This is a genomic window from Mesorhizobium sp. NZP2234, assembly GCF_013170765.1.
GTDB classification, from domain to species: Bacteria; Pseudomonadota; Alphaproteobacteria; order Rhizobiales; family Rhizobiaceae; genus Mesorhizobium; species Mesorhizobium loti_D.
Window position 1 is genome coordinate 4,753,290 of sequence record NZ_CP033364.1, and the last position, 25,401, is coordinate 4,778,690.

25 protein-coding genes are annotated in these 25,401 nt (G+C 64.5%); 8 read left to right on the forward strand and 17 right to left on the reverse strand.

The window, feature by feature from the left end:
- Positions 1–136: 136 nt before the first annotated feature.
- A complete protein-coding gene (locus EB230_RS23560; protein WP_056562820.1) occupies positions 137–1,330 on the reverse strand; it encodes a phytanoyl-CoA dioxygenase family protein in 1,194 nt (397 codons plus the stop codon).
- 113 nt (positions 1,331–1,443) lie between these two features.
- On the opposite strand from EB230_RS23560, the gene EB230_RS23565 reads away from it, so the two are divergent.
- Complete coding sequence (locus tag EB230_RS23565; RefSeq protein WP_056562823.1) at positions 1,444–2,463, forward strand: LacI family DNA-binding transcriptional regulator; 1,020 nt, start codon at positions 1,444–1,446, stop codon at positions 2,461–2,463.
- 12 nt (positions 2,464–2,475) lie between these two features.
- Here EB230_RS23565 and EB230_RS23570 read toward each other — a convergent pair whose 3' ends face one another.
- On the reverse strand, positions 2,476–4,521 hold the full coding sequence (locus EB230_RS23570) for an NADH:flavin oxidoreductase (RefSeq protein WP_172374050.1): 2,046 nt from the start codon (positions 4,519–4,521) through the stop codon (positions 2,476–2,478).
- 141 nt (positions 4,522–4,662) lie between these two features.
- Between EB230_RS23570 and queF the strand changes: the two genes are divergently transcribed.
- Positions 4,663–5,124 carry a preQ(1) synthase gene (queF, locus tag EB230_RS23575; protein WP_056562829.1) on the forward strand — a complete coding sequence of 154 codons (462 nt, stop codon included), beginning with the start codon at positions 4,663–4,665 and terminating at the stop codon, positions 5,122–5,124.
- An 8-nt stretch (positions 5,125–5,132) separates the two neighbouring features.
- Here queF and EB230_RS23580 read toward each other — a convergent pair whose 3' ends face one another.
- The 4 genes from EB230_RS23580 to EB230_RS23595 all read right to left on the reverse strand — a co-directional run bounded on the left by EB230_RS23580 (position 5,133) and on the right by EB230_RS23595 (position 9,566).
- Entirely contained in the window at positions 5,133–5,741 is a 609-nt protein-coding gene (locus tag EB230_RS23580) for a hypothetical protein (protein ID WP_056562832.1), read from the reverse strand.
- A gap of 4 nt (positions 5,742–5,745) precedes the next feature.
- Positions 5,746–6,225, reverse strand: coding sequence for a DUF3828 domain-containing protein (locus EB230_RS23585; RefSeq protein ID WP_056562835.1), 480 nt, complete (start codon positions 6,223–6,225; stop codon positions 5,746–5,748).
- Between the two features lie 97 nt (positions 6,226–6,322).
- Entirely contained in the window at positions 6,323–7,972 is a 1,650-nt protein-coding gene (locus EB230_RS23590) for an ABC transporter substrate-binding protein (protein ID WP_056562837.1), read from the reverse strand.
- Between the two features lie 43 nt (positions 7,973–8,015).
- Positions 8,016–9,566, reverse strand: a complete 1,551-nt coding sequence (locus EB230_RS23595; protein WP_056562841.1) for a trimethylamine methyltransferase family protein — start codon at positions 9,564–9,566, stop codon at positions 8,016–8,018.
- 89 nt (positions 9,567–9,655) lie between these two features.
- On the opposite strand from EB230_RS23595, the gene EB230_RS23600 reads away from it, so the two are divergent.
- A complete protein-coding gene (locus EB230_RS23600) occupies positions 9,656–10,558 on the forward strand; it encodes a LysR substrate-binding domain-containing protein (protein WP_056562845.1) in 903 nt (300 codons plus the stop codon).
- Positions 10,559–10,608: 50 nt separating this feature from the next.
- Here EB230_RS23600 and EB230_RS23605 read toward each other — a convergent pair whose 3' ends face one another.
- Positions 10,609–10,917 (reverse strand): hypothetical protein, encoded by a 309-nt coding sequence (locus tag EB230_RS23605; protein WP_056562850.1) that lies wholly within the window; start codon positions 10,915–10,917, stop codon positions 10,609–10,611.
- Positions 10,918–11,029: 112 nt separating this feature from the next.
- Here EB230_RS23605 and EB230_RS23610 point away from each other — a divergent pair, with 112 nt between their 5' ends.
- Entirely contained in the window at positions 11,030–11,992 is a 963-nt protein-coding gene (locus tag EB230_RS23610; RefSeq protein ID WP_056562853.1) for a helix-turn-helix domain-containing protein, read from the forward strand.
- A 58-nt stretch (positions 11,993–12,050) separates the two neighbouring features.
- Entirely contained in the window at positions 12,051–13,940 is a 1,890-nt protein-coding gene (gene mutL, locus EB230_RS23615; protein ID WP_056562856.1) for a DNA mismatch repair endonuclease MutL, read from the forward strand.
- Between the two features lie 42 nt (positions 13,941–13,982).
- Here mutL and EB230_RS23620 read toward each other — a convergent pair whose 3' ends face one another.
- Both EB230_RS23620 and EB230_RS23625 read right to left on the reverse strand, forming a co-directional pair.
- Positions 13,983–14,741 (reverse strand): hypothetical protein, encoded by a 759-nt coding sequence (locus tag EB230_RS23620; protein ID WP_056562859.1) that lies wholly within the window; start codon positions 14,739–14,741, stop codon positions 13,983–13,985.
- Between the two features lie 110 nt (positions 14,742–14,851).
- Positions 14,852–15,745 (reverse strand): DMT family transporter, encoded by an 894-nt coding sequence (locus EB230_RS23625; RefSeq protein WP_056562864.1) that lies wholly within the window; start codon positions 15,743–15,745, stop codon positions 14,852–14,854.
- Positions 15,746–15,835: 90 nt separating this feature from the next.
- Between EB230_RS23625 and EB230_RS23630 the strand changes: the two genes are divergently transcribed.
- Positions 15,836–16,762, forward strand: coding sequence for a LysR family transcriptional regulator (locus tag EB230_RS23630; protein ID WP_056562867.1), 927 nt, complete (start codon positions 15,836–15,838; stop codon positions 16,760–16,762).
- A gap of 66 nt (positions 16,763–16,828) precedes the next feature.
- Here EB230_RS23630 and EB230_RS23635 read toward each other — a convergent pair whose 3' ends face one another.
- Positions 16,829–17,464, reverse strand: coding sequence for a hypothetical protein (locus EB230_RS23635; protein ID WP_245303317.1), 636 nt, complete (start codon positions 17,462–17,464; stop codon positions 16,829–16,831).
- 77 nt (positions 17,465–17,541) lie between these two features.
- Between EB230_RS23635 and EB230_RS23640 the strand changes: the two genes are divergently transcribed.
- Entirely contained in the window at positions 17,542–17,775 is a 234-nt protein-coding gene (locus tag EB230_RS23640) for a DUF2093 domain-containing protein (protein ID WP_056562870.1), read from the forward strand.
- Between the two features lie 110 nt (positions 17,776–17,885).
- On the opposite strand, the gene lpxK is transcribed toward EB230_RS23640, so the two are convergent.
- From lpxK to epmA, 7 genes are all read right to left on the reverse strand, one after another.
- Positions 17,886–18,911: a tetraacyldisaccharide 4'-kinase gene (lpxK, locus tag EB230_RS23645; protein ID WP_056562873.1), complete on the reverse strand. Its 1,026-nt coding sequence runs from the start codon at positions 18,909–18,911 to the stop codon at positions 17,886–17,888.
- Between the two features lies 1 nt (position 18,912).
- Positions 18,913–20,229: a lipid IV(A) 3-deoxy-D-manno-octulosonic acid transferase gene (gene waaA / locus EB230_RS23650; protein WP_056562876.1), complete on the reverse strand. Its 1,317-nt coding sequence runs from the start codon at positions 20,227–20,229 to the stop codon at positions 18,913–18,915.
- Positions 20,226–21,017, reverse strand: coding sequence for a lysophospholipid acyltransferase family protein (locus EB230_RS23655; protein WP_056562879.1), 792 nt, complete (start codon positions 21,015–21,017; stop codon positions 20,226–20,228). The genes waaA and EB230_RS23655 overlap by 4 nt, the downstream gene beginning before the upstream one ends.
- 5 nt (positions 21,018–21,022) lie before the next feature.
- Positions 21,023–21,268 carry a DUF4170 domain-containing protein gene (locus tag EB230_RS23660; protein ID WP_056562882.1) on the reverse strand — a complete coding sequence of 82 codons (246 nt, stop codon included), beginning with the start codon at positions 21,266–21,268 and terminating at the stop codon, positions 21,023–21,025.
- 76 nt (positions 21,269–21,344) lie between these two features.
- Positions 21,345–22,160 (reverse strand): 3'(2'),5'-bisphosphate nucleotidase CysQ, encoded by an 816-nt coding sequence (locus EB230_RS23665; RefSeq protein WP_056562884.1) that lies wholly within the window; start codon positions 22,158–22,160, stop codon positions 21,345–21,347.
- On the reverse strand, positions 22,147–23,490 hold the full coding sequence (locus EB230_RS23670) for a TldD/PmbA family protein (protein WP_056562887.1): 1,344 nt from the start codon (positions 23,488–23,490) through the stop codon (positions 22,147–22,149). The genes EB230_RS23665 and EB230_RS23670 overlap by 14 nt, the downstream gene beginning before the upstream one ends.
- 163 nt (positions 23,491–23,653) lie before the next feature.
- On the reverse strand, positions 23,654–24,700 hold the full coding sequence (gene epmA / locus EB230_RS23675; RefSeq protein WP_056562890.1) for an EF-P lysine aminoacylase EpmA: 1,047 nt from the start codon (positions 24,698–24,700) through the stop codon (positions 23,654–23,656).
- Positions 24,701–24,829: 129 nt separating this feature from the next.
- Between epmA and efp the strand changes: the two genes are divergently transcribed.
- A complete protein-coding gene (gene efp, locus EB230_RS23680; RefSeq protein WP_081294698.1) occupies positions 24,830–25,399 on the forward strand; it encodes an elongation factor P in 570 nt (189 codons plus the stop codon).
- The last annotated feature ends 2 nt before the right edge of the window (positions 25,400–25,401 follow it).

Sequence of the window (25,401 nt, forward strand, 5' to 3'; positions counted from 1 at the left end):
CAAGCTCACAAGATCGCACGTTATCAGGCGATAAGCCAACGGCGTGCGGGCGCGCGGCCGGGCCGGCATACATGGGCTCTCGTATGCCGGTCCGGACCGCGCGCCACCAACATTTGCAATTGCCGAAGCCGCTTTCTCAGGTCAGTTTTTTGCAGGCCTGTTTCTCGAGTGCCTCCACGAAGACCGCCGGCTCCCATCCTGCATCCAGAGCACGATGGAAAAGCGCCTGTTGGGTCTCCGGCGCAAGGCCGCCGAGCGGCGGGTCGCGATCGAGATTGGTCGGAAAGGAATAGCCTTCCGCCGACGACGCAATGGCGTTGCCCGCCGCCTGACTGGTCAGGCTGCCATCGTCCAGCATACGCTGGAGAACGGGATAGAGGGCCGCGCTCATGCGGGTCCGGTCCACGCTCTCCATGGCGCGGCCATAGGCCGATGAGACCTGCAACAGGTTCGCCATGCGCTGGATGTCGGCCGACCGATTGGTGCCGGCGGCGTGGAACAGTGCCGGATTGAAGAAGGCCGCGTCGCCCTTTTTCAGGGGCAGCTGAACATGATGCTCGGCGAAATAGGCCTGGAATTCGGGGCGGTTCATCGCCAGGTAGCCAGGCAGGTAGGTCTGCGAATAGGGCAAATAAAGCGTGGGGCCGCTTTCCACCGGCATATCGCAATGAGCGACGGCCCCCTGCAGCGTCAGCACCGGCGAGACCCGATGGACGTGCACCGGATAGCGTTCGATGATGGGCGCGGTCTGGAAACCGAGATGATAGTCCCGGTGCGCGGACTGCGATGCGCCACCCGGCCTGACATTGTTCACCTGCGACGTCACCTGATAGGCCGGGCCGAGCCAGGCTTCCGATATCAGCGCGATAATATCGTTGCCGTAATAGGCGGCGAAGGTCGCGGGATCGCGCAGGCACAGCTTCTCCAGCGCATTCCACACCCGGTCGTTGGCGCCGGGCTTGGCAAAATGATCGCCGCCGCCTGCCCCGGCCGCACGTTCCTCGGCGATGATGGCATTGAACGCTTCGGTGGCTGCGTCGACTGGCGCCACATCCTCGAAGGCACCGCGAAACACGACGACACCCGGACCATCGGTCATCGCCTCGACCCATTCGGCCAGAAGCGCCTTGCGCCGGGCCGGATCGCCGGCGGCCGCACGAACAGGCGCACCATCGTAGATCAGGACGTTCTTCCGCACCTCGGACGCGAACGGATAGTCCGCTGGATTTGTCGTCCTTTGCGTCGACGCGGCAAAATCATCGATGCTGCACACATCGGCGGTAAGCCAGACACGATCGGATCTGAGCTTGGCATAATTGTCGGCCTTCACGGCATCCTCCCCTTGGTCTTGTTTCGACTGGATGGCGGAAGTATAGCTCTGGCTGAGAGGTAGCATACAGCTGAAACACCTCAAAAACACCTCAAAATTGATCGAGGCGGCCGATGGCGCATCCGTTTCTGGTGAAGGACATCGCCCTGCAGGCCGGCGTCAGCATCGCCACGGTCGACCGCGTCCTGCATGGGCGCAGCGGCGTGCGTCGGCACACAATACGCCGCATAGAGCAGGCGATCCGGGAACTGGAAACGCAACGCTCCCAACTCGGCCTATCGGGCCGCAAGTTCATTCTCGATCTCGTCATGGAGGCTCCCATGCGCTTCACCGAGGCGGTGCGCGCCGCGCTGGAGGCCGAGATGCCGGGCCTCCATCCGGCGGTGTTCCGCGCGCGCCACCACCTGGCCGAAGTGCGCGCGGCAGCGAACACGGTCGCACTGCTCGACGCGATCGCCCGGCGCGGCAGCAACGGGATTTTCCTCAAGGCGCCCGATATTCCGGAGATAGCGGCCGCGGTGGACCGGGTCGTCCGGTCGGGAATACCGGTGGTGACGCTGGTCACCGATCTGCCGAACAGCCGGAGGCTGGCCTATGTCGGCATCGACAACCGCGCCGCCGGCGAAACGGCTGCCTATCTGATCGGCGCATGGCTTGGCGAGCGTCGTGCCGATGTCCTGGTCACCTTGAGCAGCAACCGATTCCGGGGCGAGGAGGAGCGCGAAATCGGCTTTCGCCGCGCCTTGCGCGAAAACTTCCCCGACCTTGGGATCGTCGACATCAGCGAAGGCCACGGCATTGATCGCGCGACGGGCGAATTGGTCCGCACCGCGCTGGCACATCATCCCGATGTTGCGGCCGTGTATTCGATCGGCGGCGGAAACGCCTCAATCGTGCAGGCATTCGCCGAGATGAAGCGGCCCTGCCTTGTGTTCATCGGCCACGATCTCGACGCCGACAATATCGACTTGCTGCGAGGCCGGCACATCTCGGCCGTGCTGCATCACGATCTCAGGCAAGACATGCGTTCGGCCTGCATCCACATCATGCGGGCACAGGGCGCGTTGCCGAGATCGGTCGCGCCAGGCGCGTCCAACATCCAGATCATCACGCCGTTCAACATGCCGGCCTGAGCCGACGGTGCATCAGATCCGCAGGCCGAACCTGATCCCGTCGTAGATGGCGGCATGGATGTTTCGCGAGGCGACCGCGTCACCGATGCGGAACAGCACGAAGCCCGCCCCTGGATTACGCGCAGGAAAAATGTCGCCGCCGCCGACCAGACGTTCGTAGTCGACCGCCCCGCCATTCTTCGACAGCGGCTTCAGGCTGAGATAGAGATCGTCGAGCGGCGCCGCGCCGTGCTCGACCACCACCTGGTCGACCCTGCGCTCCCCGCGCCAGCCGTCGGCAAAGTCCGATGCGAGTTCCGCGACCAGTTGGTTGCCCTCGCGGCGCACCGAGCGCAGGCGCGTGTTGATGGTGATCGTGACGCCCTTTTCCTGGAAGGCGCGCATATAAGGCACGTGGTTCATGCCGCCCATTTCAGGAGCGAAGAAACGCTCCGGCGAAACCAGTTCCAGCCTCGCGCCGCTGTTGGCGATCAACTCGGCCGCGCCCATGCCTTGATGGCCGCCATTGTCGTCATAGATGAGCACGTTCTCGGCCGGCTTGACGCTGCCGGCCATGATGTCCCAGCTCGAAGTGACGAGAGTGTCGCCCGCTGTCAGCGGCGGGTTTCGCGGCAGGCCGCCGGTGGCCACGACGACCACATCGGGCGCCAGCGCCAGGACGTCATCCTGCTCCGCCCAGGTGTCGTACCGGATTTCGACGCCGAGCCGGTCGAGTTCGGCCAGCCGCCAGTCGATGATGCCGATCAGTTCCTTGCGGCGCGGGTTCTGCGTCGCCAGACGCACCTGGCCGCCGGCCTGGCTCGAAGCTTCAAGCACCGTCACCTGGTGGCCGCGCTCGGCCGCGACACGTGCCGCCTCCAGTCCGCCGGCCCCGGCGCCGACGACAACGACCTTTCTTCTCGGCCCTTCGGTCTTGACGATGATGTGCGGAATCTCGGCCTCGCGGCCGGTCGCCGCATTGTGCACGCACAGCGCCTCGCCGCCTTCATAGATGCGGTCGAGACAATAGGTGGCGCCGACGCAGGGACGAATCTCGTGCTCGCGGCCCTCCATCACCTTCCTGATGATGTGCGGATCGGCGATGTGCGCACGGGTCATGCCGACCATGTCGAGCTTGCCGGTGGCGATCGCATGGCGGGCGGTGGCGACATCGGAAATGCGCGCCGCGTGGAAGGTCGGGAACTTTGTCGCCGCCCTCACCTCGCCGGCGAAATCGAGATGCGGCGAAGACCGCATGCCGGCCACCGGAATGACCTTGGTCAATGCCGCGTCGCTTTCGATCGAGCCGCGGATGATGTTGAGGAAATCGACCTTGCCGGAGCCGGCGAGCCGCCTGGCGATCTCGACCCCCTCTTCCTTCGACAGGCCCTTCTCGAAATCCTCGTCGGCGACCATGCGGATGCCGACGACGAATTTTTCGCCGACCGCCGCGCGCACCGCATCCAGCACCATGTTGGTGAAGCGCAGCCGGTTGTCGAGCGAGCCGCCATACTCGTCGTCGCGATGATTGGTGGCCGGCGACCAGAAGCCATCCATAAGATGGCCGTAGGACTCGAACTCGATGCCGTCGAGGCCGGCGGCCTGGCAGCGTTGCGCGGCCGATGCATAGTCGGCGACAATGCGTTCGATGTCCCAGTCCTCGATGGTCTTGGGAAAGGCGCGATGCGCCGGCTCGCGCACCGGCGAAGCCGAGAGCACCGGCAGCCAGTCGGCCTTGTTCCAGCCGGTGCGGCGGCCAAGATGGGTGATCTGGATCATCACCTTGCAGTCATGCTCGTGGCAGGCGTCGGCGAGCTCGGCCAGCCACGGCACGATGCGGTCGTCATAGACATGCAAATTGCCGAAGGCGGCCGGGCTGTCGCGCGAGACGATCGCCGAGCCCGCGGTCATCGTCAGCGCCATGCCGCCCCTGGCCTTTTCGGCATGGTAGAGCCGGTAGCGTTGTTTCGGCATGCCGTCCTCGGAATAGGCCGGCTCATGGCTGGTCGACATCACCCGGTTCTTCAGCGTCAGATGCTTGAGCTGGTAGGGTTGGAGAAGCGGGTCGCTGGTGGTCATCGTCTTCCTGCCGTTTCAAATTGCGTTGGAGCGACATTTGCTGCTCCAGTTCCTATTTTAAGCATCGGATTTATCCGAAAACCGCTGCGCACTCTTCGGTCCGATGCTAAGAAGCGGCGAAAATCGAAAGAGATCCCGCCCATGATCGATACCAAGACCCTTACCCAGCTCGGCGCCCACGTCGAGACGCCACAGAGCCCTGAACAGGCGGTCCTGGAGACCGTGCCGTTTTCGCGCGGCGACGGTCCGCCGGCGATCGTGCGTTTCACCTGCCCGGAATTCACCTCGCTGTGCCCGGTGACCGGCCAGCCGGATTTCGCCCATATCGTCATCGACTACGCACCCGATGCGGCTCTGGTGGAATCGAAGTCTCTGAAGCTGTTCATGACCTCGTTTCGCAACCATGGCGCCTTCCATGAAGACTGTACCGTCATGATCGGCCGTCGCATCGTGGCGGCCACAAAGCCACTGTGGTTGCGCATAGGCGGCTACTGGTATCCGCGCGGCGGCATACCCATCGACGTTTTCTGGCAGACCGGCGCGCCACCCGATGGCGCCTGGCTGCCGGACACTGGAGTGGCCCCCTACCGCGGGCGCGGCTAGTCCAGCCATCATTCGCACTGATATTGGCTGAGCGCCCATTCGCCCGTCACCGACAGCAGGTCCGATATCTTCCAGTCGCCGCCGACCTTCTTGAACTTCCACTCCAGCCGGTGCTGATGGCCTTCGACGACGAAGGCGACCACCACCTTGGCTTGGTCGCCATTCACGGCCTCGATGCTCTTCAGGCTCTTGTCGATTGCGAGCTTGTCGTAGTCGGCATTGTCGAGCGCCATGTTGGGGTCCAGGCATTCGCCCTGCCCCGAAGCCCGCAGCGCATCGCTCTTGTCGAGCACTGTCTTGGCCGGATCGACAAAATTCTTGCGCTGGGTCGGATCGAGCTCCAGCCCGGGATGGTCGTAGAACGGCTTGACCACCGCCGTCGGCGAGCCCGGCAACACGGGCGCGGCCGGCTCGGACGGCGGCCATGCCAGCGGTGGCGTTGCCGGCTCCACCGCGTTGCCGGGTGGGTTTGCAGGCGGTGCATCGCCACCGCCCGGCGTGGCCTGCGCCGGGGCGTTTGCCGGCGGGGCACCGAACAGTCCCTGGCCAACAGCCTCGCTCAAACCCGCCGCCAGCAGGCACATTGCCGACAGAGCCAAGAATACGCGACGGGCCATCGCATCACTCCGGATCTTGACCCGCCATGCATTCGAGCTGGCTCAGCGTCCAATCGTTGGTCTTCGAGGCAATGTCCGAGACCTTCCACTTTCCGCCGACCTTCTTCAGCGACCAGTTCATTTCGCGTTTTGAATCGTCTCCGTCCGAAAAAAGGCTGAAGCTCGCCACCACTTGTGCCGTATCGCCGTCCACCGTCTCGGACAGTTTCAAGGTCTTGGAGACGGTCTTCTGATCGAAATCCTGCGCATCCAGGCCAGGATCGAAGTCGATACATGCGACCTGGTCGGGATTTTTCTTGGTCGCCTGGTCGTTGAGATCGAACAATTTCGTCACCGGCTCGGTGAAGCGGTCCCGGTACTGTGCGTCGGCCTCGAATCTCACCGCCGGGACATAGAAGAACTTCACGGCGTCGGACGCCGGCCCCGCCAGAGCGGCCGCTGGCAAGGCTGTCGTAAGGGCGGCAAGAAGCACTGTCCGTCTCATGCAGAATCTCCGGCTTTTGATGGCTTGAAGCTACCAATACCACGCATCCTGCATATCGGCTTTTTTGCGGCTCATGAAGTCCCTGCCCGGCCTCCTTTCAGCCGGCGAGCCAGACGTTCTGGAGATCCATTTCGAAGGTCTGGTGGACCCCGTAATTCCTGACCTTCTTGTTGGTGTGGCTGAAGAGCTTCTGCCAGAACGGCTGAATGATGACGCCCGAATCCTGCAGGATCTGCTCGACGTCCTTCATCACTTCCTTGCGCTTGGCCACGTCGATCAGCGAAAGCGCCTGTTTGAGCTTGGCGTCGAAGTCGGGATTGGAATAGGCGGATTCATTCCACGCCTCGCCGGTGCGATATCCAAGCGCCAGCACCTGAACGCCGAGCGGGCGCATGTACCAGATGGTCATCGAATAGGGATACTTCGTCCAGTCGTTCCAGAAGGTCGACCCCGGCAGCACCGTGCGCTTCACCTTGATGCCGGCGTCGCGCAGCTGACCGGCGATCGCGTCGCCGGTGTTCTTCTGCCAATCGTCCTCGATGGTGATCAGCTCGTGCTCGAAGTCGGCCTGGCCGGCTTCCGCCATCAGCTTCTTGGCGCCGGCGGCGTCGCGCTCCTTCTTCGGCAGGGCATAATATTCGGGATGGATCGGGCTGACATGGTGGTTCTCGCCGACCGTGCCGCGCCCATTGTAGCCGAGTTGCAGTACGGCGTTGTTGTCGACGGCCATCTGCAGTGCGTTGCGCACCCGCTTGTCGTCATAGGGTTTATGGGTGACGTTGGTGCGGGCAACGAGTGTCGTCGCCGTCGCGACCTCGGATTTCTGCAGGCCCATCTTGTCGAGAATGTCGATGAAGTCGGCGGGCGATTCGAAATTGAGGTCGATCTCGCCGGAGTCGAACGCGTTGACCGTGGCGTTGAAATCGGTGCCGTAGTCGATGAACTCGACGCCGTCGAGCGGCGCCTCGCCGCCCCACCATTTGCCGTTCTCGCGGCGCTTCACCACCGCCTTCTGGCCAACATCGTAGGAGACCAGTTCGAATGGTCCCGTGCCGACCGGCTTCTTGATCGGATCGGCGCCGTCGGCGTCGAAGTTGCGGTGCACGACAAGCGCGGGATAGTCGGTGAAGTTCGGGATCAGCGAGATGTCGGGTTCGCTGAGCTTCAGCTTGACCGTGCTGTCATCGACCTTGGTGATCGCGCCATCCCTCGCCTTTCCGGTTTTTGCGTCGATCAGCGCGCCGACACGGGCGGCCATCGAATTGCCGGCGACGCCTTTTTCACACCAGCGCGTCAGGTTGTGAACTACGTCGTCGGCGTTGAAAGCATCGCCATTGTTCCAGGTGATGCCCTTGCGCACATGCAGGACGTATTCGGTTGCGTCGTCGTTGATGTCCCAGCTTTCAAGCAGCACCGGCTCGAAGGTGAACTGTCTGGTATAGCGCACCAGCGGCTCCAGCCAGCTGCGCGAGATATTGGCAAGCTCCACCCAGTCATAGGTGCGCGGATCCTTTTGCGCCTTGACCGACATCGAGACGTGCAGCGTGCCGCCCTTCTTTGGCTCCTCGGCCAGAGCCTGCTGCGGGGCGGCGAGACCGATCATGCCATAGGCCAAAGCCGTCGATGCGCCAAAGGCGCTTGCCAGGGCCAGGAACTCACGCCGGTCCATGCCGCCCGCGCGCGCGTCTTCCGCCATCGCCTCGATAGCGCTAGGGACACGATCGCCATTGCTTCTGAAGAATGCCATTTCTCTCTCCCATTGGTTCCGTCGGGTCGTTGCCCGTTCTTTCTCAACTGACGGTATCCGGCAGCTTCTCCTCGCGCCGCGCGATCAAATCCCTGAGACCCTCGGCGATCCCCTCGTCCAGCTTCGGCTCCTCATAATCGGCCAGCATGTTGCGCGCTTTCTCACGGCCGCGCGTGTCGTGATCCTTCGCCCCTTCGGCATTCCATTGCTCATAGGAATTGAAGTCCATGATCGAGGGCATGAAGAAGGCGGACTCGAAGTGTTCGAGCGTGTGCTGGGTGCCGAGGAAATGGCCTTGCGGCCCGACCTCGCGGATCGCCGCCATCGCTTCCTTGAAATCGTCGAAGGAGAGCCCGCCCGCGTATTTGTACCAGCCGACAAGCTGCTCGCAGTCCGTCGCGAATTTCGAGTAGCCGCAGGTCAGGCCGGCTTCCAGCCATCCGGCGGAATGCCAGATATAGTTGGCGCCGGCGAGGATGGCGGCATGCATCAGCATGTTCGATTCGTAGCCAGCCTGGGCGTCGTTCAGCTTCGAGCCGACATGGAAACCAGACGTGCGCCATGGCAGCCGGTATTTCCGCGCCAAGGCACCCATCAGGTACATCATCTGGGCGGCCTCCGGCGTGCCGCCCATCGGCGCGCCGGTCTTCATATCGACCGTGACCATGAACTGGCCGTAGATCTGCGGCGAGCCTGGGCGGATGAGCTGGGTCAGCGCCACGCCGGCAAGCGCCTCGGCGTTGACCTGCGCCACCGCGCCGACGGCGGAAGCCGAGGTCGAGGCGCCGCACAGCGCGAAAGGCGCCAGGATCAGCGGCTGATTGTGGCTCGCGTAGACCCGCATGGCATCGATCATGGTGGCGTCCCATACCAGTGGCGAATTGCAGTTGGTGATCGCCACCAGCACAGGGTTGTCGCGTACGAACTCCTCGCCGAAGACGATGCCAGCCATCGCCATCGTGTCCTCGGCGCGCTCTTTCGACGTCACTATGCCCATGAACGGCTTGTCGGAATGCTTCAGGGCCGAGTGGATGATGTGTAGATGCCGTTTCGGCACCGCAATCTCCATCGGCTCGCAGATGACCGAGCTCGAGGAATGCAGCGCCGGCGCCATGTAGGCCATTTTGTGGAAATTGTTGAGGTCGGCGAGCGTGCCGTAGCGCCTGACATTGTCGAGGTCGCGGACGTAGGGCGCGCCATACATCGGCACGAAAATCGAGTTCTTGCCGCCGACGCGCACCGTGCGCTCGGGGTTGCGCGCATGGAGCGTGAACTCCAATGGAACCTTCGAGACGAGCTCCATCAGCAGCGCGCGGTCGATGCGGACACGCGTGTCCCTGACATCGGCGCCGGCCGCCTTCCAGAGTTCGATCGCGCCGTCGTCGCGGAATTCGCAGCCCACCTCCTCGAGGATCTTGAGCGATTCCTCGTGGATCAGTTCCACCGCCTCGTCAGGCACGATCTCATAGGCGGGGATCTTGCGCACCAAGGTCGGAAAGGAAGCGATCGGCGCGCTTCTTAGCGCCTTGCGGCCAAGACGGCCACCGCCGCGGCGGTGGGTCTGTTCGGTCAATTCGACGGCCGGTGCGTTCATGGAGCCTCCTTCTTCCCGCCATACACGTTAGCGACCCGAAATATGGCTGTGACGCTGGAAAATCCTGATCTTCTGTATAAGCTGTGCTTATGCGAAGCCTGCGCCACCTCCTGCCCTCCGCCGGCAGCCTGATCGTCTTCGAGGCAGCCGGCCGGCTGTCGAGCTTCACCGCCGCCGGGCGCGAGCTCGGCATGACGCAGGCAGCCGTCTCCTATGCCGTGCGCGGGCTGGAAGAGCAGCTCGGCGCCAAGCTGTTCCAGCGTCGTCATCGGCAGGTCAGCCTGACCGAAGCCGGCGAACGCTTCCACGCCGATGTCTCGCTGGGCCTGTCGCACATCCGCAAGTCGGCCGAGGATCTGCGCCTGCAGGCGACCGGCGGCCATGTGACGCTCGCCGCATCAACCGCTTTCGGCTCCTTCTGGATGATGCCGCGCCTGCAGCAGTTCCGCGACGAATTGCCGGGCATCGATCTGCGCATCCAGACCGCCGACCGCGACCTCAACATCATCGCCGAGGGCATCCCGCTCGGCGTGCGCGGAGGCGTGCCCGGACAATGGCCGGACTATCATTCGATGCCACTCTCAGACGAGGAGATCTTTCCGGTCGCGGGGCCCAATTATCTCGCCAAGTTCGGCCTGCCCAGGACCGTCGCGGAACTGGCCGCGCACCGGCTCATCCATCTTGAGGAACCCTATCGCGAGGCCCCCAACTGGGACGAATGGTTCGCATCCGCCGGAACCAGCCTGCGCAATGCTGAACGCGGACTGCGCATCAATGACTATGCCCTCGTGATCCAGGCGGTCATGGAAGGGCAAGGCATCGCGCTCGGCTGGCGGCATCTCGTCGAGCGGCTCGTGGCATCCGGCCTGCTGGTGCCGGTCACCGAGCATGTGATGAGGACCGGCATCGCTTTCTACGTCATCTGGCCGAAAAACCGCGACCTCAGCGAGAATGCCCGCAAGGTAAGGGATTGGCTGGTGGCGCAGGCGTGAGTTCAATGCAATCCGGCGCGTGGCCGGATTGCATTCGCAGGCTGGAACGATCAGACCGAACCGTCATTCTTGAGGCCCAGCACATCCACCTTGTCGATGGTCGGCGGGCCAGCGAACAGTGTTTCGGCATTGGCCATCAGCGCCTTTGCAATCTCGCCAGTGAGATGGGCCTGCCGCCCTGCCTCGTCATGAAAGGCATCGAACACGCCGAAGACGCTTGGCGAAAGCTGCAAGGCAAACCAGATCGGTGTTCCTGCTTCCCGATTGGCCAGCTGCAGTCCGGTTTTGAGGAACGCGGCGACATCCTTCTCCTTGCCCGGCTTGGCTTCGAAGCGTGCGAACAATGCGAGCTTGATCATTTGTCTTCTCCTCGTCGTTTGTGCGGCCGGAGGCGGCCGTCGCAAACAACAGTTGCAGCATCGAGCCCCAAAGCGTATTGGCAAAAATGACATCTTTGATACCATTATCGCCATGAACATTTCCGTCCTTGCGCTTGATGGCGTCTTCGACACCGGACTGGCCACGATGCTCGACGTGTTCGGCACCGCCAACGAACTGGTCGGGATGCTGGTGTCGCCGCCCAGCCGCTTCACAACGACTATCGTCGGGGTGAGCGCCTCGGTCCGCACGGCACAGGGCCTTCAAGTGCCGGTCGTCGCGATGGGCAGCCAGCCAGATCCCGATTGGCTGGTGATCCCGGCGATCGGCCAGAAGATGCCAGGCCCGCTTGCCGACGCCCTGAAACGCAGCGATATCGCCGACGCTACCAAGGCGTTGCGCGCTGCCGCCGAAACAGGCACACGCATCGGAGCTGCCTGTATCGGCACTTTCATCCTGGCCGAAACCGGCCTGCTCGACCACAGGCGGTCAACGACAACCTGGTGGCTGGCGCCGATGTTCCGGCAACTTTACCCACAAGTGCGGCTCGATGCCGCGCGCATGCTGATCAATGACGGGCAGTTCGCAACCGCCGGAGCCGCACTCGGCCACATCGACCTCGCTTTGATGATCATTCGCCAGACAAGCCCGGAACTCGCTGCGCTGACGGCGAAATACCTCATCGTCGACAGCCGGCCGTTGCAATCGGCCTATGCGATCTCCGACCACCTTGCCCATTCCAACCCGCTGGTCGAACGCTTCGAACGCTGGGCGCGCGACCATCTCGCCGCCGGGTTCAATCTCGACGAAGCAGCCACGGCACTCGGCGCCAGCAAGCGCACGCTGTCGCGACGGGTCAACGACGTGCTCGGCAAGACGCCGCTGTCCTATTTTCAGGATCTGCGCGTCGAGCAGGCCGTGCATTTGTTGAAAACCTCATCCGACAGCGTCGACGAGATCGCCGCGAAGGTCGGCTATAGCGAGGGGGTGACGTTGCGCAATTTGCTGCGCCGGCGGCTGCGCAAGGGTGTGCGCGAAATCCGCACCGCCAACTGATCCACCGCCAACGCAATTCTGCCCCTCCCGCGAAGCCCGAATCCGCCTATAGTGCCCCATGCCCATTCGCCAGCTTTCCGAAACGATGATCAACCAGATCGCCGCCGGCGAAGTCATCGAGCGTCCGGCCAGCGTGGTCAAGGAGCTGGTCGAGAACGCGCTCGATGCCGGCGCTTCGCGCGTCGAAATCGTCACGGCAGGCGGCGGGCTCAATCTGATCCGCGTCACCGATGACGGTTCCGGCATCCCCGAGCGGGAGCTGGCGCTGGCGATTGCCCGCCACTGCACCTCCAAGCTCACCGAGGATATCAACGACATCCGCTCGCTCGGCTTTCGCGGCGAGGCGCTGCCGTCGATCGGCTCGGTGTCGCGGCTGTCGATCCGCTCGCGCACGGCATTGGGAGACAGCGCCGCCGAAATCGGCATCGAGGGCGGCCGCGTCCTGCCCGTCAGGCCGGCGGCGGCCAATCGGGGAACCACGGTCGAGGTGCGCGACCTGTTCTTCGCCACGCCGGCGAGGCTGAAATTCATGAAAGGCGAGCGCGCCGAAAGCTCGGCGATCAGCGACGTCGTCAAGCGCATTGCCATCGCCTTTCCGGCCGTGCGGTTCACGCTGGCCGGTTCCGACCGCTCGACGCTGGAATTGCCGGCGACCGACGACAGTCAGGAAGGCAGCCTGCGTCGCGTCGCCCAGGTGATGGGAGGCGAGTTTCCCGACAATTCCATTGCCATCGACGCGATGCGCGAAGGCGTGCATCTGACCGGCCATGTGTCGATCCCGTCCTTCACCCGCGCCAATGCGCTGCAGCAATATGCCTATGTCAACGGCAGGCCGGTGCGCGACAAGCTGATCGCCGGCGCCATCCGCGGCGCCTTCGCCGATGTGCTGCCGCGCGACCGCCACGCCGTAACGGTGCTGTTCCTTTCGCTCGATCCGGCCATCGTCGACGTCAATGTCCACCCGGCCAAGGCCGATGTGCGCTTCCGCGACCCGGGCCTGGTGCGCGGGCTGATCGTCGGCGCCATCCGCCAGGCCCTGGCGGACGCCGGCATCCGCTCGGCCACGACCGGAGCCGCCGGCATGATGGCGGCGTTCCGGCCGGGCGCCGCACCCTACAATCATGGCGGCCCGGCCAACGGCCATCGCAGCTACGAAGCAGCATTCCACGCATCCGGCTCCGCCGGTTTCGACCCCTCGCGCTCGCCGCAGCGGCCTCTCGACATGCAATTCGAAGGCTCTGGCTTTGAACGCGCCGGTGCAAGGCATGGCGGCTTCGGTGAGCCCGGCCAGGCCGCGTTCGATACCGGCCCTCTTGCCAGCGCCGATGCGCGCGCCGGGCAGAGCGAGGCGGCCGAGACGCTGCTTGGCACGGTGCTGGGTGCCGCGCGCGCCCAGGTGCACGAGAACTACATCGTTGCCCAGACCAGGGATTCGCTCGTCATCGTCGACCAGCACGCGGCGCATGAGCGGCTGGTTTATGAAGCCCTGAAGAACGCCCTGCATTCGCGCCCCGTGCCCTCGCAGATGCTGCTTCTGCCCGAGATCATCGATCTGCCGGAAGAGGATGCCGAGCGGCTCGCCATGCATTCTGAGACATTGGCCCGCTTCGGCCTGGGCATTGAGCGTTTCGGCCCGGGCGCCGTTGCCGTGCGCGAGACGCCCTCGATGCTGGGCGAAACCAATGTCCCTCAACTGGTGCGTGATCTCGCCGACGAGATCGCCGACAACGACACGATCGAAACGCTCAAGGAGCGGCTGGACAAGATCGCCGCCACAATGGCCTGCCACGGCTCGGTGCGTTCCGGCCGCCTGCTCAAGGCCGAGGAGATGAACGCGCTGCTGCGCCAGATGGAGGCGACGCCGGGTTCGGGCACGTGCAACCATGGCCGCCCAACCTATATCGAGCTCAAACTGGCGGACATCGAGCGGCTGTTCGGTCGGCGGTAGGTGTGCCCTCCGACCGCCAACACCAAGGCCCGATGCCCCGCGTCAGTTCTTTTTCTGATATTTCCTGGTCGCGCGATTGAAGACGTAGTCCGTCGTGTAGCCGGCGCCGCCACCGCGAAAATTCACCGAAATGACGTCCTTGCCGTGCTCCACCGACTTCTGAACGTTCATGTAGATGGGCGTCATCAGCATGCCCGCATTGCAATCATCGTCATCGAAGCGGATTTGCTGGACGACCTTGCCGGTGCTCTTTTTGATCACCTGCATTTTCGTCATGCAAATACTGGCGCTGGTGTTCGCATAAACGCCGGCAAACCTGTCGGCGGCGGTCTCGGCCCAGAAGGGAATCTCGACGGTCCCGACGATCTTTGCGTCGCCGGTGTCATCAAGGCTCGCGACCTTCTTGAGAATGACGGGCAATTCGTCGGCGCCCTTGCTCAAGCTTCCCGTCGCGCCGTCCGCGTTGACATCAAGGACGATCGGGCATCCGGCGGTGTCGACCGGCGTCTTTGACCCCATTACCATGACCCGATAGAATTCCTTGTCATCCGCGATCTCGCAAAGCGAGACTTTGGTGCCGTTGACGGTGCCATACACTGCGATCGGCCTCTGTTCCGTGTCGCGGAAGTAACTTCCCTGGACGGTAATGCCGCTGCCAAAACTGTCATATCTCTGCAGCGACAAATGGACCGGATCGGGCCCGATGGTTCCTTCGTAGTTTTCGACGTGATACCAGCCCGCGACGGCTTCCCCGGTCAGCGACAAAACGCAAAAGAGCGCCGATATGAGCAGTTTTCCCATTCCGTCCCCCCAGTGAAAGCGGCTCACCATAACGGCCCTTCCTCCGGGTGTCTGCATGCTGGCGGATAAGGTTTCGGATTTGAGTCCGCAAACGCCTCCAACCTTCTGTTTTACCTCTTCAAATTCACCACGATGACGCCGCCCAGCGCCAGCGCGCCGCCGAGGATGCCGAGCAGCGTCGGCACTTCACCCAACCAGAAGAAACCGATCAGGGCGGACATGGGCGAGACCAGATAGAGAAAGTTCGACGCACGCGCTGCCGGCAGGCGCGACAGGGCCGTCGCCCAGGCCGCATAGGCAATCAGGCTCGGCACGATGCCGAGATAGATGACGGCGCCGAGACCGGCGGCGTTGGCGACAGCCGCCTGCTGAAAGGCGGCAGGCAGGAAGGGTGCCAGACAGAGCGCGCCGAGCACCATGTTGGACGCCGCGATGGTCAGCGGATGGTGGCGGGCAAACAGCGGCTTCTGGACGATGGTGTTGACGGCCGAGCAGAGCGCGGAGCCGAGCACCAGCAGTGCGCCGGCATTGAAGTGCAAGCCATGGCCGTCGGCCACGGCGATGATGCCGATGCCGGCGAAGGAGATGGCCGTACCAAGCCAGGCTAGAGGCGAGAAACGCTCGCCCAGAAGCGCCATCGCCATGATGGCGGTGAAGATCGGGCTGACATTGATGATGAAGCCGGCGGCTCCCGCCGAGACGGTCAGTTCGCCGAAATTGAGCATGGCCGTATAGAGCGCGACGAAAATGGCGCCGCCAAAGGCGAAGCGCCACATTTCGCCGACCCTGGGCAGCGCCGGGCGCTTGACCGCGAGGAAGATCGCCGCCGGCACCGCGGCGATGGCAAAGCGCAGGGCACCAAGCTCCAGCGGCTGGAAGGCGGCAAGGCCGGCACGGATCGCCGGAAAGGCGGACGCCCAACCGACAACCGTCAACGCCACGGCGATGGCCGCAGTGGTGTCCATCCGCTGTGTCTGATTCAACGTGCCCGTCATCGCACTCATCTCACTGTCCTCGTGTTCTTCGTCTTGAAAGCCACAAAACGCCCTTTCCCGCTTGTTGACAAACGACCAAATCGAGGATCACCTGTGACTATGGATCACAGCTCAGACACAATGGTGCCGCTCGAAACCCTGCGTGCCTTCGATGCGGCGGCGCGTACAGGCAGTTTCTCGGCGGCGGCCGAAAAGCTCAACATCACCCATGGCGCGGTCAGCCGGCAGATCGCCAAGCTCGAGGACTGGCTGGGGCTGAAGGTGTTCGATCGCGGCGCGCGCGGGGTGACGCTGACGATCGAGGGCAACCGGCTGCATCTGCGCACGTCCGAGGCTTTCGCGCTGATATCGACCCATTCCGACCGCTGGGTCGAGCCGCGCGGCACGGCGGTGGTGCGGCTGACCTCGATCCCCTCGGTGAGCGGGCTGTGGCTGATGCCACGCATGGCGGCCCTGGAGAACAATCCCACCAAGCTGCGCATCGTGCTCGATGTCGACATCCGCCAGGCTGACCTTGCCGATGAGGGCATCGATCTGTCGATCCGCTGCGGCCGCGGCGGCATTCCGGGCCGCGTCTCGGTGCAGCTTTTCGAGGAGCATGTCTTCCCTGTCGCCTCGCCGGAGCTTGCACGCGAGATCGGCCGCGGCGATCCGGCCCGGCTGCTCAAATTCCCCCTGATCAACGATTCGGACGCCTCAGGCTGGCGCGCCTGGTTCGCGGCACAAGGCATGGATTACCGTCCGCGCCCACAGGACAGGCGCTTCGAGGACTATAATCTGGTGCTGGACGCCGCCGCCTACGGGCTCGGCATCGCATTGGCACGTCCGCCGCTGACCGGGCATCAGCTGAAATCGGGCCGCATCACCGCGGTCGAAGAGCGCACCGCGCTCAATCCGGTATCCTACTGGCTCGACCGGCCAATGGGACTGCCACGCACGGCCGCGGCCGATCTCGCCCGCCGCATCGCGCGGCAGGCCGGACTGGCGCCCGAGAAGATCGAAGCGTTTATCGAGGCGGAGCGATAGGTCTCCAGGCCGGCCGCCCCATCACCGGTTCGCAACCAACCAGTTCGCAACCAACCGGTTCGCAACTCAGCGAAGCAGCAACAGAACGAACCCGAAGATCACGGTTGCCAATAGACCGGTCATGATCGAAACAAAGCCGATCCTCACCAGCAGGCGCTCGGGGTTCGGCGCCGCACCACCGGATTGAATGCCCGGCCTTCGCTGTCCCGCCGGAGCACCCAGGGCGGCGGCATTCTTCGGGACCGGAACCTGCGGTGGAATAAACGACAGCAAGGACACTCCCGCAGCCCTGGCGGGAGCGTTGTCGTTGGCGGTTGCGGTGGGTGGCAAGGCGCCTCGCTGCGTTTCGGTTTGAGGCGCCGCTTTCCTGGCCACGACGGTTGCCAAAGCCGCCTCGTCCCTCGTCTCGATCTGCGCCTGATAGGCCTCGACGATGCCAGCCGACGCAATCTGCTGCGATTTGACGGCCATTGGCGCCGCTGGCATTGCCAACAGGGCCGGAGCCGTACGTTCCGCGAACAGGGAGGGCGCCGGGGGCTGGACCAGTTCCCTGACCAGGGCCGTCCTGACCGGATCTGCCTTTGCCAACGGCACGGGTTGCGGCGTCATCGCCTCCTTGAGCAAGGAAGCCAGGCGGGCGGAAGAAATATCCATCATGCCCCCGATCAAAGCGCTTTTCAGCCTCTCGTAGCGCCTCAGCATTGTCCGAGGCTTGTCGCGAGCTTGACCTGGCCGGAGATTTGTGGCGATGAAATCTCCATGAACCTCGGCACCACTGCATGATGAACCGTTTCGAAGGCCCGGGCGGCAAGGAAGCCCGCATCCGCTACCTCGATGGCGATTTCCAGGTCACCAGCCCCGGCTCGTTCGTGCGCTGCGCCGTGACCGGGGAAAACATCCCATTGGACGAGCTGAAATACTGGAGCGTCGCCAGGCAGGAGCCCTACGTCAACGCCGCCGCCTCGCTGCGCCGCGAAATCGAAGTGCATCCGGAGCTGCGCAAGCGAAGCTAGAATGGTTCATCGTTTCACGCCGAACCGTTCCAGCTCTTTGTTTTGACGCAATTCCCAAGGGAAGCGCTACACGCTTTTCCCGGGAAAACCGCTTCACACTTTTCCTTGTTCTAGCCTCTCAGCTTGCGCTGCCGCCAGGCATCGAGCGTTTCCTCGATGATGCGTTCGGGCACGTGGTCGAGCTCGAAAACCGTGTCGATTTCCAGCACGTCGAGACCGTCGAGAAAGCCCTGCGGGGCGCCGTGACGCAACCGGGCGGCGTCCTTGGCGGTGGTGATGAGGCCGAGGCCTTCGGTGCGTGCCGTCGCCGCCAGTTCGGCAAGCTCGTCCTCGGCGTAGAAATGATGGTCCGGAAAGGGCTTTGAAAGAACAACTTCGCCGCCGGCCTCGCGCACCGTGTCGAAGAATTTGTCGGGATGGCCGATGCCGGCGAAGGCCAGGAAGCGCTTGCCGGCAAGCCTTGTCTTGCTGCTGGGCTCCGTATGGGCCTCGAAGATCGGCCGGCCGGCGCGGGCCGCCTGGCGCACCACGGCGTCGGCGGCGGTGCCCTCGCCCATCTTCAGCAGCCCACTGGTGAAGACCAGCTGGTCGACGACCCTGGCCCTGAGCGGGCCGCCCGGAATGACGCGGCCATTGCCGATCCCGTAGCGGGCATCGACGACGACCAGCGCATAGTCGATATGGATGCGCGCGCTCTGAAACCCGTCATCCATGATCAGGAAATCGCAGCCGTGCCTTTCCAGCAGCAGCCGGGCGCCGGCGGCGCGGTTCGGCGTCACAGCCACCGGCGCGTGTTCGGCCAATAGCAGCGGCTCGTCGCCAACATGCTTGGCGCTGTCATGACTGATATCAACGACATGCGGTTCGGCGAAGGAGCCGCCATGGCCGCGCGACAGGAAACCGGGCTTCAGCCGCATGCGCCTGGCCTGTTCGGCGAGCGCGATGGCGACCGGCGTCTTGCCGGTGCCGCCCACGGTGAAATTGCCGACGCACAGAACCGGCGCCTCGATCTTCTCGCGCCGGGCCCGCCGCATGCCGCGGCCGGCTACGAGCGCATAGACGGCCGACAGCGGCGACAGCGCCAGGACTTTCCAGTCCGGCTCTTCCCACCAGAATGGTGGTGCTTCAGAGGCCACCTTAACGCCCGTTCGCGCCCTTCAGGCGCGACTTGACGACCAGCGGCTGGATATAGGGTTCGAGCGATTTCAGCGTGCGCGCCAGCGCGCCGCGCATCTCATCGACGGTCGCGACCCCTGCCGCCATCATCTCATGGCGCGCCACTTCGTTGGTCAGAAGGAAGTTGACGGCGCCGGCCAGCATGTCTCGATCGCGCACCAGCTTGGCGCCGCCGCTGTCGATCAGCCGCTGATAGGCTTCGCGAAAATTCTGTACATTGCGGCCGGCAAGAACCGCGGTGTCGAGCATGGCCGGTTCGAGGGGATTCTGGCCGCCCTCGGAGGTCAGCGAGCGGCCGACGAAGGCGATCTCGGTCAACCGGAGATAGAGGCCCATCTCGCCAATCGTATCGCCGAGCAGGATATCGGTGTCGGGTCCGATACGATCGCCCTTGCTGCGCCGCGCGATCTTCAGCCCCATGCCCGAAATCTGCGCGGCAAGGGCCTCGGCACGATCGGGATGGCGCGGCACGACGATGGTCAGCAGGCCGTGGTGGCGCTTGTGCAGCGTGGCGTGGACCTCCGCCGCGACCACCTCCTCGCCATCATGGGTCGAGATCGCCGCCCAGGTCGGACGGCCGCCGATCTGCCGCTGCAAGTTGGCCAGCGCCCGTTCGTCGACAGGAGGCGGGTTGGTGTCGACCTTGAGGTTGCCCGACACCGTGACCGGGCGGGCACCCAGCGCGCGGAAACGTTCGCCGTCGACATCCGACTGGGCAACGACATGGGCAAGGTTCTCAAACAGAGCCTCGGCGATGTTGGCGCGCTTTTTCCAGGAGCTGAACGAGCGGTCGGAAAGCCTGCCATTGACCAGCACCTGCGGCACATGGCGCGCGCCAAGCTCGAGGATGGTCATCGGCCAGATTTCCGATTCGGCGATGATCGCCAGGTCCGGCCGCCAGTGATCGAGGAAGCGGCTGACCGCCGGCTTCAGGTCGAGCGGCACATATTGGTGGATGATGCGGTCGCCGAGCCGCTCGTCGGCAACCTGGGCCGATGTCACGGTGCCGGTCGTCAGCACGATGTTGACGCCATAGTCGAGAATGCTTTCGACCAAGGGCACGACGGCTATGGTTTCGCCGACGCTCGCGGCATGGATCCAGATAACAGGCCCTTCGGGGCGAGGACGCCCAGCGACGCCGTAGCGCTCGCGGCGGCGGTTGCGGTCTTCCTTGCCGCGCGAGGTGCGCCAGGCGACATACGGCCCGACCAGCGGATAGGCCGCGGCACCTGCGAAACGGTATGCCCCCAACATGGCACGCGCCCAGCGGCCACTCATCGCCGGCCATCCACGAGACGGTAGGCCTCGGCGGTCGCGGCGTTGAGCGCGGTCGTGATTTCCTGGCGCTTGCGCTCCATTTCGGCGTCATCGGCGTCCGCCGCCACAAAGATCGGCTCGCCGATGGTCACCGCGGAACGGCCGAATGGCAGGTTGATGGTGGTCTTGTCCCAGCTTTTTTCCAGCACCTTGCGGCGGCTGGTGGCAATGGCGACAGGCAGGAGCGGCCGGCCCGAGAGGCGCGCCAGGAGAACGATGCCGAGCCCTGCGTCGCGCGGCGTGCCGTGAGGAATGTCTGCAATCATGGCGACGTTCTTGCCAGCCGTGAGCGACTTTTTGAGGGCGATCAAAGCCTTGGCCCCGCCCTTGTCGAGATGCCTGGCATTGTCACGGCCGCCCGAACCGCGCACCGCCTCGATGCCGAATTTCTCCAGCATCAGTGCGTTGAGCTCGGCATCGGCGCTGCGCGACACCATGGCGACCAGCGGTTTGCGCTTCGGATAATAGGCTGGCGTCAAAAGATGTTGGCCGTGCCACAAAGCGATGATGCCGGGCTCGAATTCGGCGTAGGCACCGCCCGAAAAGCGCGCCGATCCGGCGACCAGCGGGCTGGTCAGGCGAACCAGGCGCACGAACTGGGCAAGCAGGCTGGCAATGGCGTTCTTGACGAATCGCGACTGCGCGAGCGGTTCGCGTATCTTGCGCCAGAAGGTCTTGGTCGTGCGTCTGCCGCCCCTGCCCTTGGGCGCGGCGTCGCTGGCTGGCCCTTTCGCCAGGTCCTGCTCCATCGAAGTCAACCGGCGTCCTTGCTGTCGGGATCCAGCAGGCGGTGCAGATGAACGACGAAATAACGCATATGGGCATTGTCCACGCTGGCTTGCGCCTTGGCTTTCCACGCTGTGTGCGCGGATTGATAGTCTGGATAGATGCCGACAATGTCGAGCCCATCGAGATCGCGGAACTCGGTACCCCCAAGTTTCTTCAGTTCGCCGCCGAACACCAGATGCAAAAGCTGTTTCTTACCGTCTTCCGCGGTCATGTCGGTCCTTCACATATTGTGAGTTTGTGACAGGTCTAGACCAAAGCCGCCGACTTTGGAACCTTCGAAAATGCTTTCACGCATCCAGCCCGGCGATGACGTCGACGAGCACCGCCAGCAATTCACCGCTGCCGGCGGCGAGCGCGCCGTGGCGGGTCACCTCCCCGGCATAGAGCGGCGCGCGGCCATTCGGGTCGAGCAATTGGCCGCCGGCCTCGCGCAGGATGAGATCGGCGGCGGCAATGTCCCAGTCATGCGCGTTCGGCTTGACGAAGGTGGCGTCGAGCGTGCCGTTGGCGATCATTGCGAGCCGATAGGCCAGCGACGGGCTGTAGGGCGCCCGTGTCAGCCGCTTCTGCCAGCCGGCCGGCACCAGGTCGATCAACTGCTTCAACCCTGATATCTCGGCCTTGTCGCCAAGCGCGCGCACGGCGATGCGCTTGCCGCTGCGGAACGCGCCCTGGCCGGGCAGCGCCCAGTAGGTTTCGTCCATTGCCGGGCATTCGAGCACGCCGGCGAGCGTGCGGCCCTGCTCGACGACGGCGACGCTGACGCACCAGGTGCGCTGGCCTTCCAGGAAGCCGCGCGTGCCGTCGATCGGATCGACGACGAAGGTGCGGCGCGCCGAAAGCCGCGCCGGATCGTCGACCGTCTCTTCCGACAGCCAGCCATAGTCCGGCCGCGCCGCCAGCAGGGTGCCGCGCAGATAGGCGTCCGCCGCATGGTCGGCTTCGCTGACCGGCGAGGTGCCGCCCTTCATCCAGACTTGCGGGCTGTTGCCGAAGTAGCGCATGGCGATGAGACCCGCTTCGCGGGCGGCGTCCTGCAGCAGCGGCAGATCCCCGCCGGCGTCAGAAGGGGCACCGGCGGTGATCGGCTCAGGCTCCGGCAAGGGTCATGCCTTCGATCAGGAGCGTCGGTGCGGCGGTGCCGAAATTGCGGTCGAGGTCATCAGCCGGCACCATGTTGAGGAACATCGTCTTCAGGTTGGAGGCGATGGTGACCTCGGCGACCGGATAGGCCAGTTCGCCATTCTCGATCCAGAAGCCGGAAGCGCCGCGGCTGTACTCGCCTGTCACCATGTCGACACCCTGGCCGAACACCTCGGTGACATAGAAACCGGTCTTGAGCGACTTGATCAGATCCTCGGGCGAGCGCTCGCCCGGCTCGATGGCGAAATTGGTGGAGGACGGCGAAACGGAGGAGCCGCTGCGCGATCCGCGCCCGTTGGTGATCAGTCCCAGTTCGCGCGCCGCCGAAGTCGACAGGAACCAGTGGTTGAGCACGCCCTTGTCGATCATGAGAAGCTTTTCGCCCTCGACGCCTTCGCCGTCGAAGGGACGCGAGGCCTGGCCACGCGGCCTGAGCGGCTCGTCGGTGACGGTGATCGCGGATGCGGCTACCTGCTTGCCCATCATGTCGCGCAGGAACGAGGTCTTGCGCGCGACCGAGGCGCCATTGATGGCGCCGGCAATATGGCCGGCGATGCCGCGCGCCACGCGCGGATCGAACACCACGTCGATCGGTCCGGTCGCCGCCTTGCGCGCGCCAAGCCTGCGCACGGCGCGCTCGCCGGCCTTGCGGCCGATATCCGCCGGCGCGTCGAGATCGGCAAAATGCTGGCGCGAGGAGAATTCATAGTCGCGCTCCATGCCAGTGCCTTCGCCGGCGATGACGCTGGCCGAGCGCGAGAAACGCGAGCCGACATAGTGGCCAAGGAACCCGTGCGAGGTGGCCAGCACCAGGCCGCCAAGACCGGCACCGGCGCTGGCGCCGGCCGAATTGGTCACGCCCTTGACGGCAAGTGCTGCCTCATCCGCCGCAAGGGCTGCTTCCTTCAACTGGTCGGCGGACACTTCGGTGGCATCGAACAGGTCGAGATCACGCGTTTGCCTTGCCAGCAGCGCCGGATCGGCCAGCCCCTGGTACGGGTCCTCGGGCGAGACTTTCGCCATGGCCACGGCGCGCTCGGCAAGCGCTGCCGGGTCGGACGCAGCGGTGGCCGAGACACTTGCCACCCGCTTGCCGACAAAGACGCGCAGCGCGACATCCTCGCTCTCGGATGATTCCGTGCCCTCGACCTTGCCGAGCCGCACCGAAACACCAGTCGAGCGGCCGCGCACGGCAACCGCGTCGGCGGCATCGGCGCCAGCCTTTTTGGCAGCTTCGACCAGGGCCGCGACACGGTCGGTCAACTTTGCTGCATCAAGCGTATCGGTCATGCCTGTGATCCTGCTGCTACGGCCAGCCCATGGCCGCCGCCCACCATCTATTGTTCCAATCCGGCTTGTGCAATGGCGAAGGCCGGAATCAGTGGATCGATCGCAGGTGTCGGCGCCAGCTTCTTGGCGGGCGGATCAAGGACAAAGCCGGTAGCCGGTCGGTTCACGGCTCGGCCACGGGCGTCCAGATCACATCCTCGATCTTCCGGGCACCGGTCGCCAGCATCGCCAGCCGGTCGAAGCCGAGCGCGATGCCGCTGGCCTGCGGCATGATGGCAAGGGCGGCGAGAAAATCCTCGTCCACCGGGTAACGTTCGCCATAGATGCGCTCCTTCTCGTCCATCTCGAGGATGAAGCGCCGACGCTGTTCTTCAGCATCGGTCAGTTCGCCAAAGCCGTTGGCGAGCTCGACACCGCAGCAATAGAGCTCGAAGCGCTCGGCGACGCGGGCATCGCGCGGGCTCGGCCGGGCCAGCGCCGCCTCGGCGACCGGATACTCACACAGGATGGTCGCGCGCCCCTGCCCCAGGTTGGGCTCGATCTTCTCCACCATCACCCGGCTGAACAGGTCGGCCCAGCTGTCGTCAGGCGCGGTTCGCAGGCCGGTTTTGGTCAAGGCGGCGTAGAGCGCGTGCCGGTCGGTGCCGCCATCGGCGGCGACGGTGGCCAGCAAATCGATGCCGGCATGTCGGGTGAAGGCATCCGCCACCGTCAGCCGTTCGGGCTCGGCGAAGGGATCGCAATCACGGCCCCGGAAGGAAAAGCGCATCGCCCCTGCCCTCGTCGCGGCCAGCGCCAGCAGATCGGCGCAATCGCGCATCAGGCTCTCATAGGTCTCGCCCGCCCGGTACCATTCGAGCATGGTGAATTCGGGATGGTGCAAGGGGCCGCGTTCGCGATTGCGGTAGACCGGACCGAGGCTGAAGATCCTGGGTTCACCGGCGGCGAGCAGCTTCTTGCAGGCGAATTCCGGCGAGGTGTGGAGATAGAGCGGCGCGCGCGCGCCATCCGGGCCGACCGCCTCCGTGGCGAAAGCCGCCAGATGCGCCTCGTTGCCGGGCGAGACCTGCAAGGCCGATGTTTCCACCTCGATGAAATCGTTGCGGGCAAACCAGTCGCGCAGGGCAGCAGTCAGGCCATTGCGCAGCAGCAGGCGCGGGCGGCGATCGGCGTGGACATGCGGCGTCCACCAGGGTGAAGCGGCGGTCATGAGCGGATTGAAGACGTGCTGGTGCGGGCAATGTCAGTTTGCAGCAGGGGCTGGCGGTTCGCGCCAAGATGCGCTACCAGCGCCGCACAAGCCGGCAAACGCCCGTCAACTCTCGCAGGATTTAAAACCGTGGTGAAAGTCATCGCCAGTTCGCTCCGCAAAGGCAATGTCGTCGACAAGGACGGCAAGCTTTATGTGATCCTCTTTGCCGAAAACATCCACCCAGGCAAGGGCACGCCCGTGACGCAGCTCGACATGCGCCGCATCGGCGATGGGGTGAAGGTTTCGGAGCGCTACCGCACCACCGAGCAAGTGGAGCGCGCCTATGTCGAGGAGCGCGAGCACACCTTCCTCTATGCCGACGGCGAAGGCTATCACTTCATGAACCCGGAGACCTACGACCAGGTGGCGGTGACGGAAGCCGTGGTGGGCGACGCGGCCCCCTACCTGCAGGAAGGCATGCCGGTGCAGATCTCGCAGTTCAACGGCATCGCGATCGCCCTTGTGCTGCCGCAGCGCGCCACCTTCGAAGTGGTCGAAACCGAGCCGACGACCAAGGGCCAGACGGCGTCATCGTCCTACAAGCCCGCCGTGCTCTCCAACGGCGTGCGCACCGCCGTGCCGCCGCACATCGCGCCGGGCACCCGCGTGGTGGTGATGACCGCCGATGGGGCTTACGTGGAGCGGGCGAAGGACTGAGG

Coding starts and splice junctions, on each gene's coding strand:
- EB230_RS23660 (WP_056562882.1), bottom strand. CDS start 21,268: ATGACCGCGGAAGACGGTAAGAAACAGCTTTTGCATCTGGTGTTCGGC.
- EB230_RS23570 (WP_172374050.1), bottom strand. CDS start 4,521: ATGACCACCAGCGACCCGCTTCTCCAACCCTACCAGCTCAAGCATCTG.
- EB230_RS23600 (WP_056562845.1), top strand. CDS start 9,656: ATGCGAAGCCTGCGCCACCTCCTGCCCTCCGCCGGCAGCCTGATCGTC.
- epmA (WP_056562890.1), bottom strand. CDS start 24,700: ATGACCGCCGCTTCACCCTGGTGGACGCCGCATGTCCACGCCGATCGC.
- EB230_RS23635 (WP_245303317.1), bottom strand. CDS start 17,464: ATGCTGAGGCGCTACGAGAGGCTGAAAAGCGCTTTGATCGGGGGCATG.
- waaA (WP_056562876.1), bottom strand. CDS start 20,229: ATGAGTGGCCGCTGGGCGCGTGCCATGTTGGGGGCATACCGTTTCGCA.
- queF (WP_056562829.1), top strand. CDS start 4,663: ATGATCGATACCAAGACCCTTACCCAGCTCGGCGCCCACGTCGAGACG.
- EB230_RS23620 (WP_056562859.1), bottom strand. CDS start 14,741: ATGGGAAAACTGCTCATATCGGCGCTCTTTTGCGTTTTGTCGCTGACC.
- EB230_RS23590 (WP_056562837.1), bottom strand. CDS start 7,972: ATGGCATTCTTCAGAAGCAATGGCGATCGTGTCCCTAGCGCTATCGAG.
- EB230_RS23655 (WP_056562879.1), bottom strand. CDS start 21,017: ATGGAGCAGGACCTGGCGAAAGGGCCAGCCAGCGACGCCGCGCCCAAG.
- EB230_RS23670 (WP_056562887.1), bottom strand. CDS start 23,490: ATGACCGATACGCTTGATGCAGCAAAGTTGACCGACCGTGTCGCGGCC.
- EB230_RS23595 (WP_056562841.1), bottom strand. CDS start 9,566: ATGAACGCACCGGCCGTCGAATTGACCGAACAGACCCACCGCCGCGGC.
- EB230_RS23640 (WP_056562870.1), top strand. CDS start 17,542: ATGATGAACCGTTTCGAAGGCCCGGGCGGCAAGGAAGCCCGCATCCGC.
- EB230_RS23585 (WP_056562835.1), bottom strand. CDS start 6,225: ATGAGACGGACAGTGCTTCTTGCCGCCCTTACGACAGCCTTGCCAGCG.
- EB230_RS23605 (WP_056562850.1), bottom strand. CDS start 10,917: ATGATCAAGCTCGCATTGTTCGCACGCTTCGAAGCCAAGCCGGGCAAG.
- EB230_RS23625 (WP_056562864.1), bottom strand. CDS start 15,745: ATGAGTGCGATGACGGGCACGTTGAATCAGACACAGCGGATGGACACC.
- mutL (WP_056562856.1), top strand. CDS start 12,051: ATGCCCATTCGCCAGCTTTCCGAAACGATGATCAACCAGATCGCCGCC.
- EB230_RS23610 (WP_056562853.1), top strand. CDS start 11,030: ATGAACATTTCCGTCCTTGCGCTTGATGGCGTCTTCGACACCGGACTG.
- EB230_RS23630 (WP_056562867.1), top strand. CDS start 15,836: ATGGATCACAGCTCAGACACAATGGTGCCGCTCGAAACCCTGCGTGCC.
- EB230_RS23580 (WP_056562832.1), bottom strand. CDS start 5,741: ATGGCCCGTCGCGTATTCTTGGCTCTGTCGGCAATGTGCCTGCTGGCG.
- EB230_RS23565 (WP_056562823.1), top strand. CDS start 1,444: ATGGCGCATCCGTTTCTGGTGAAGGACATCGCCCTGCAGGCCGGCGTC.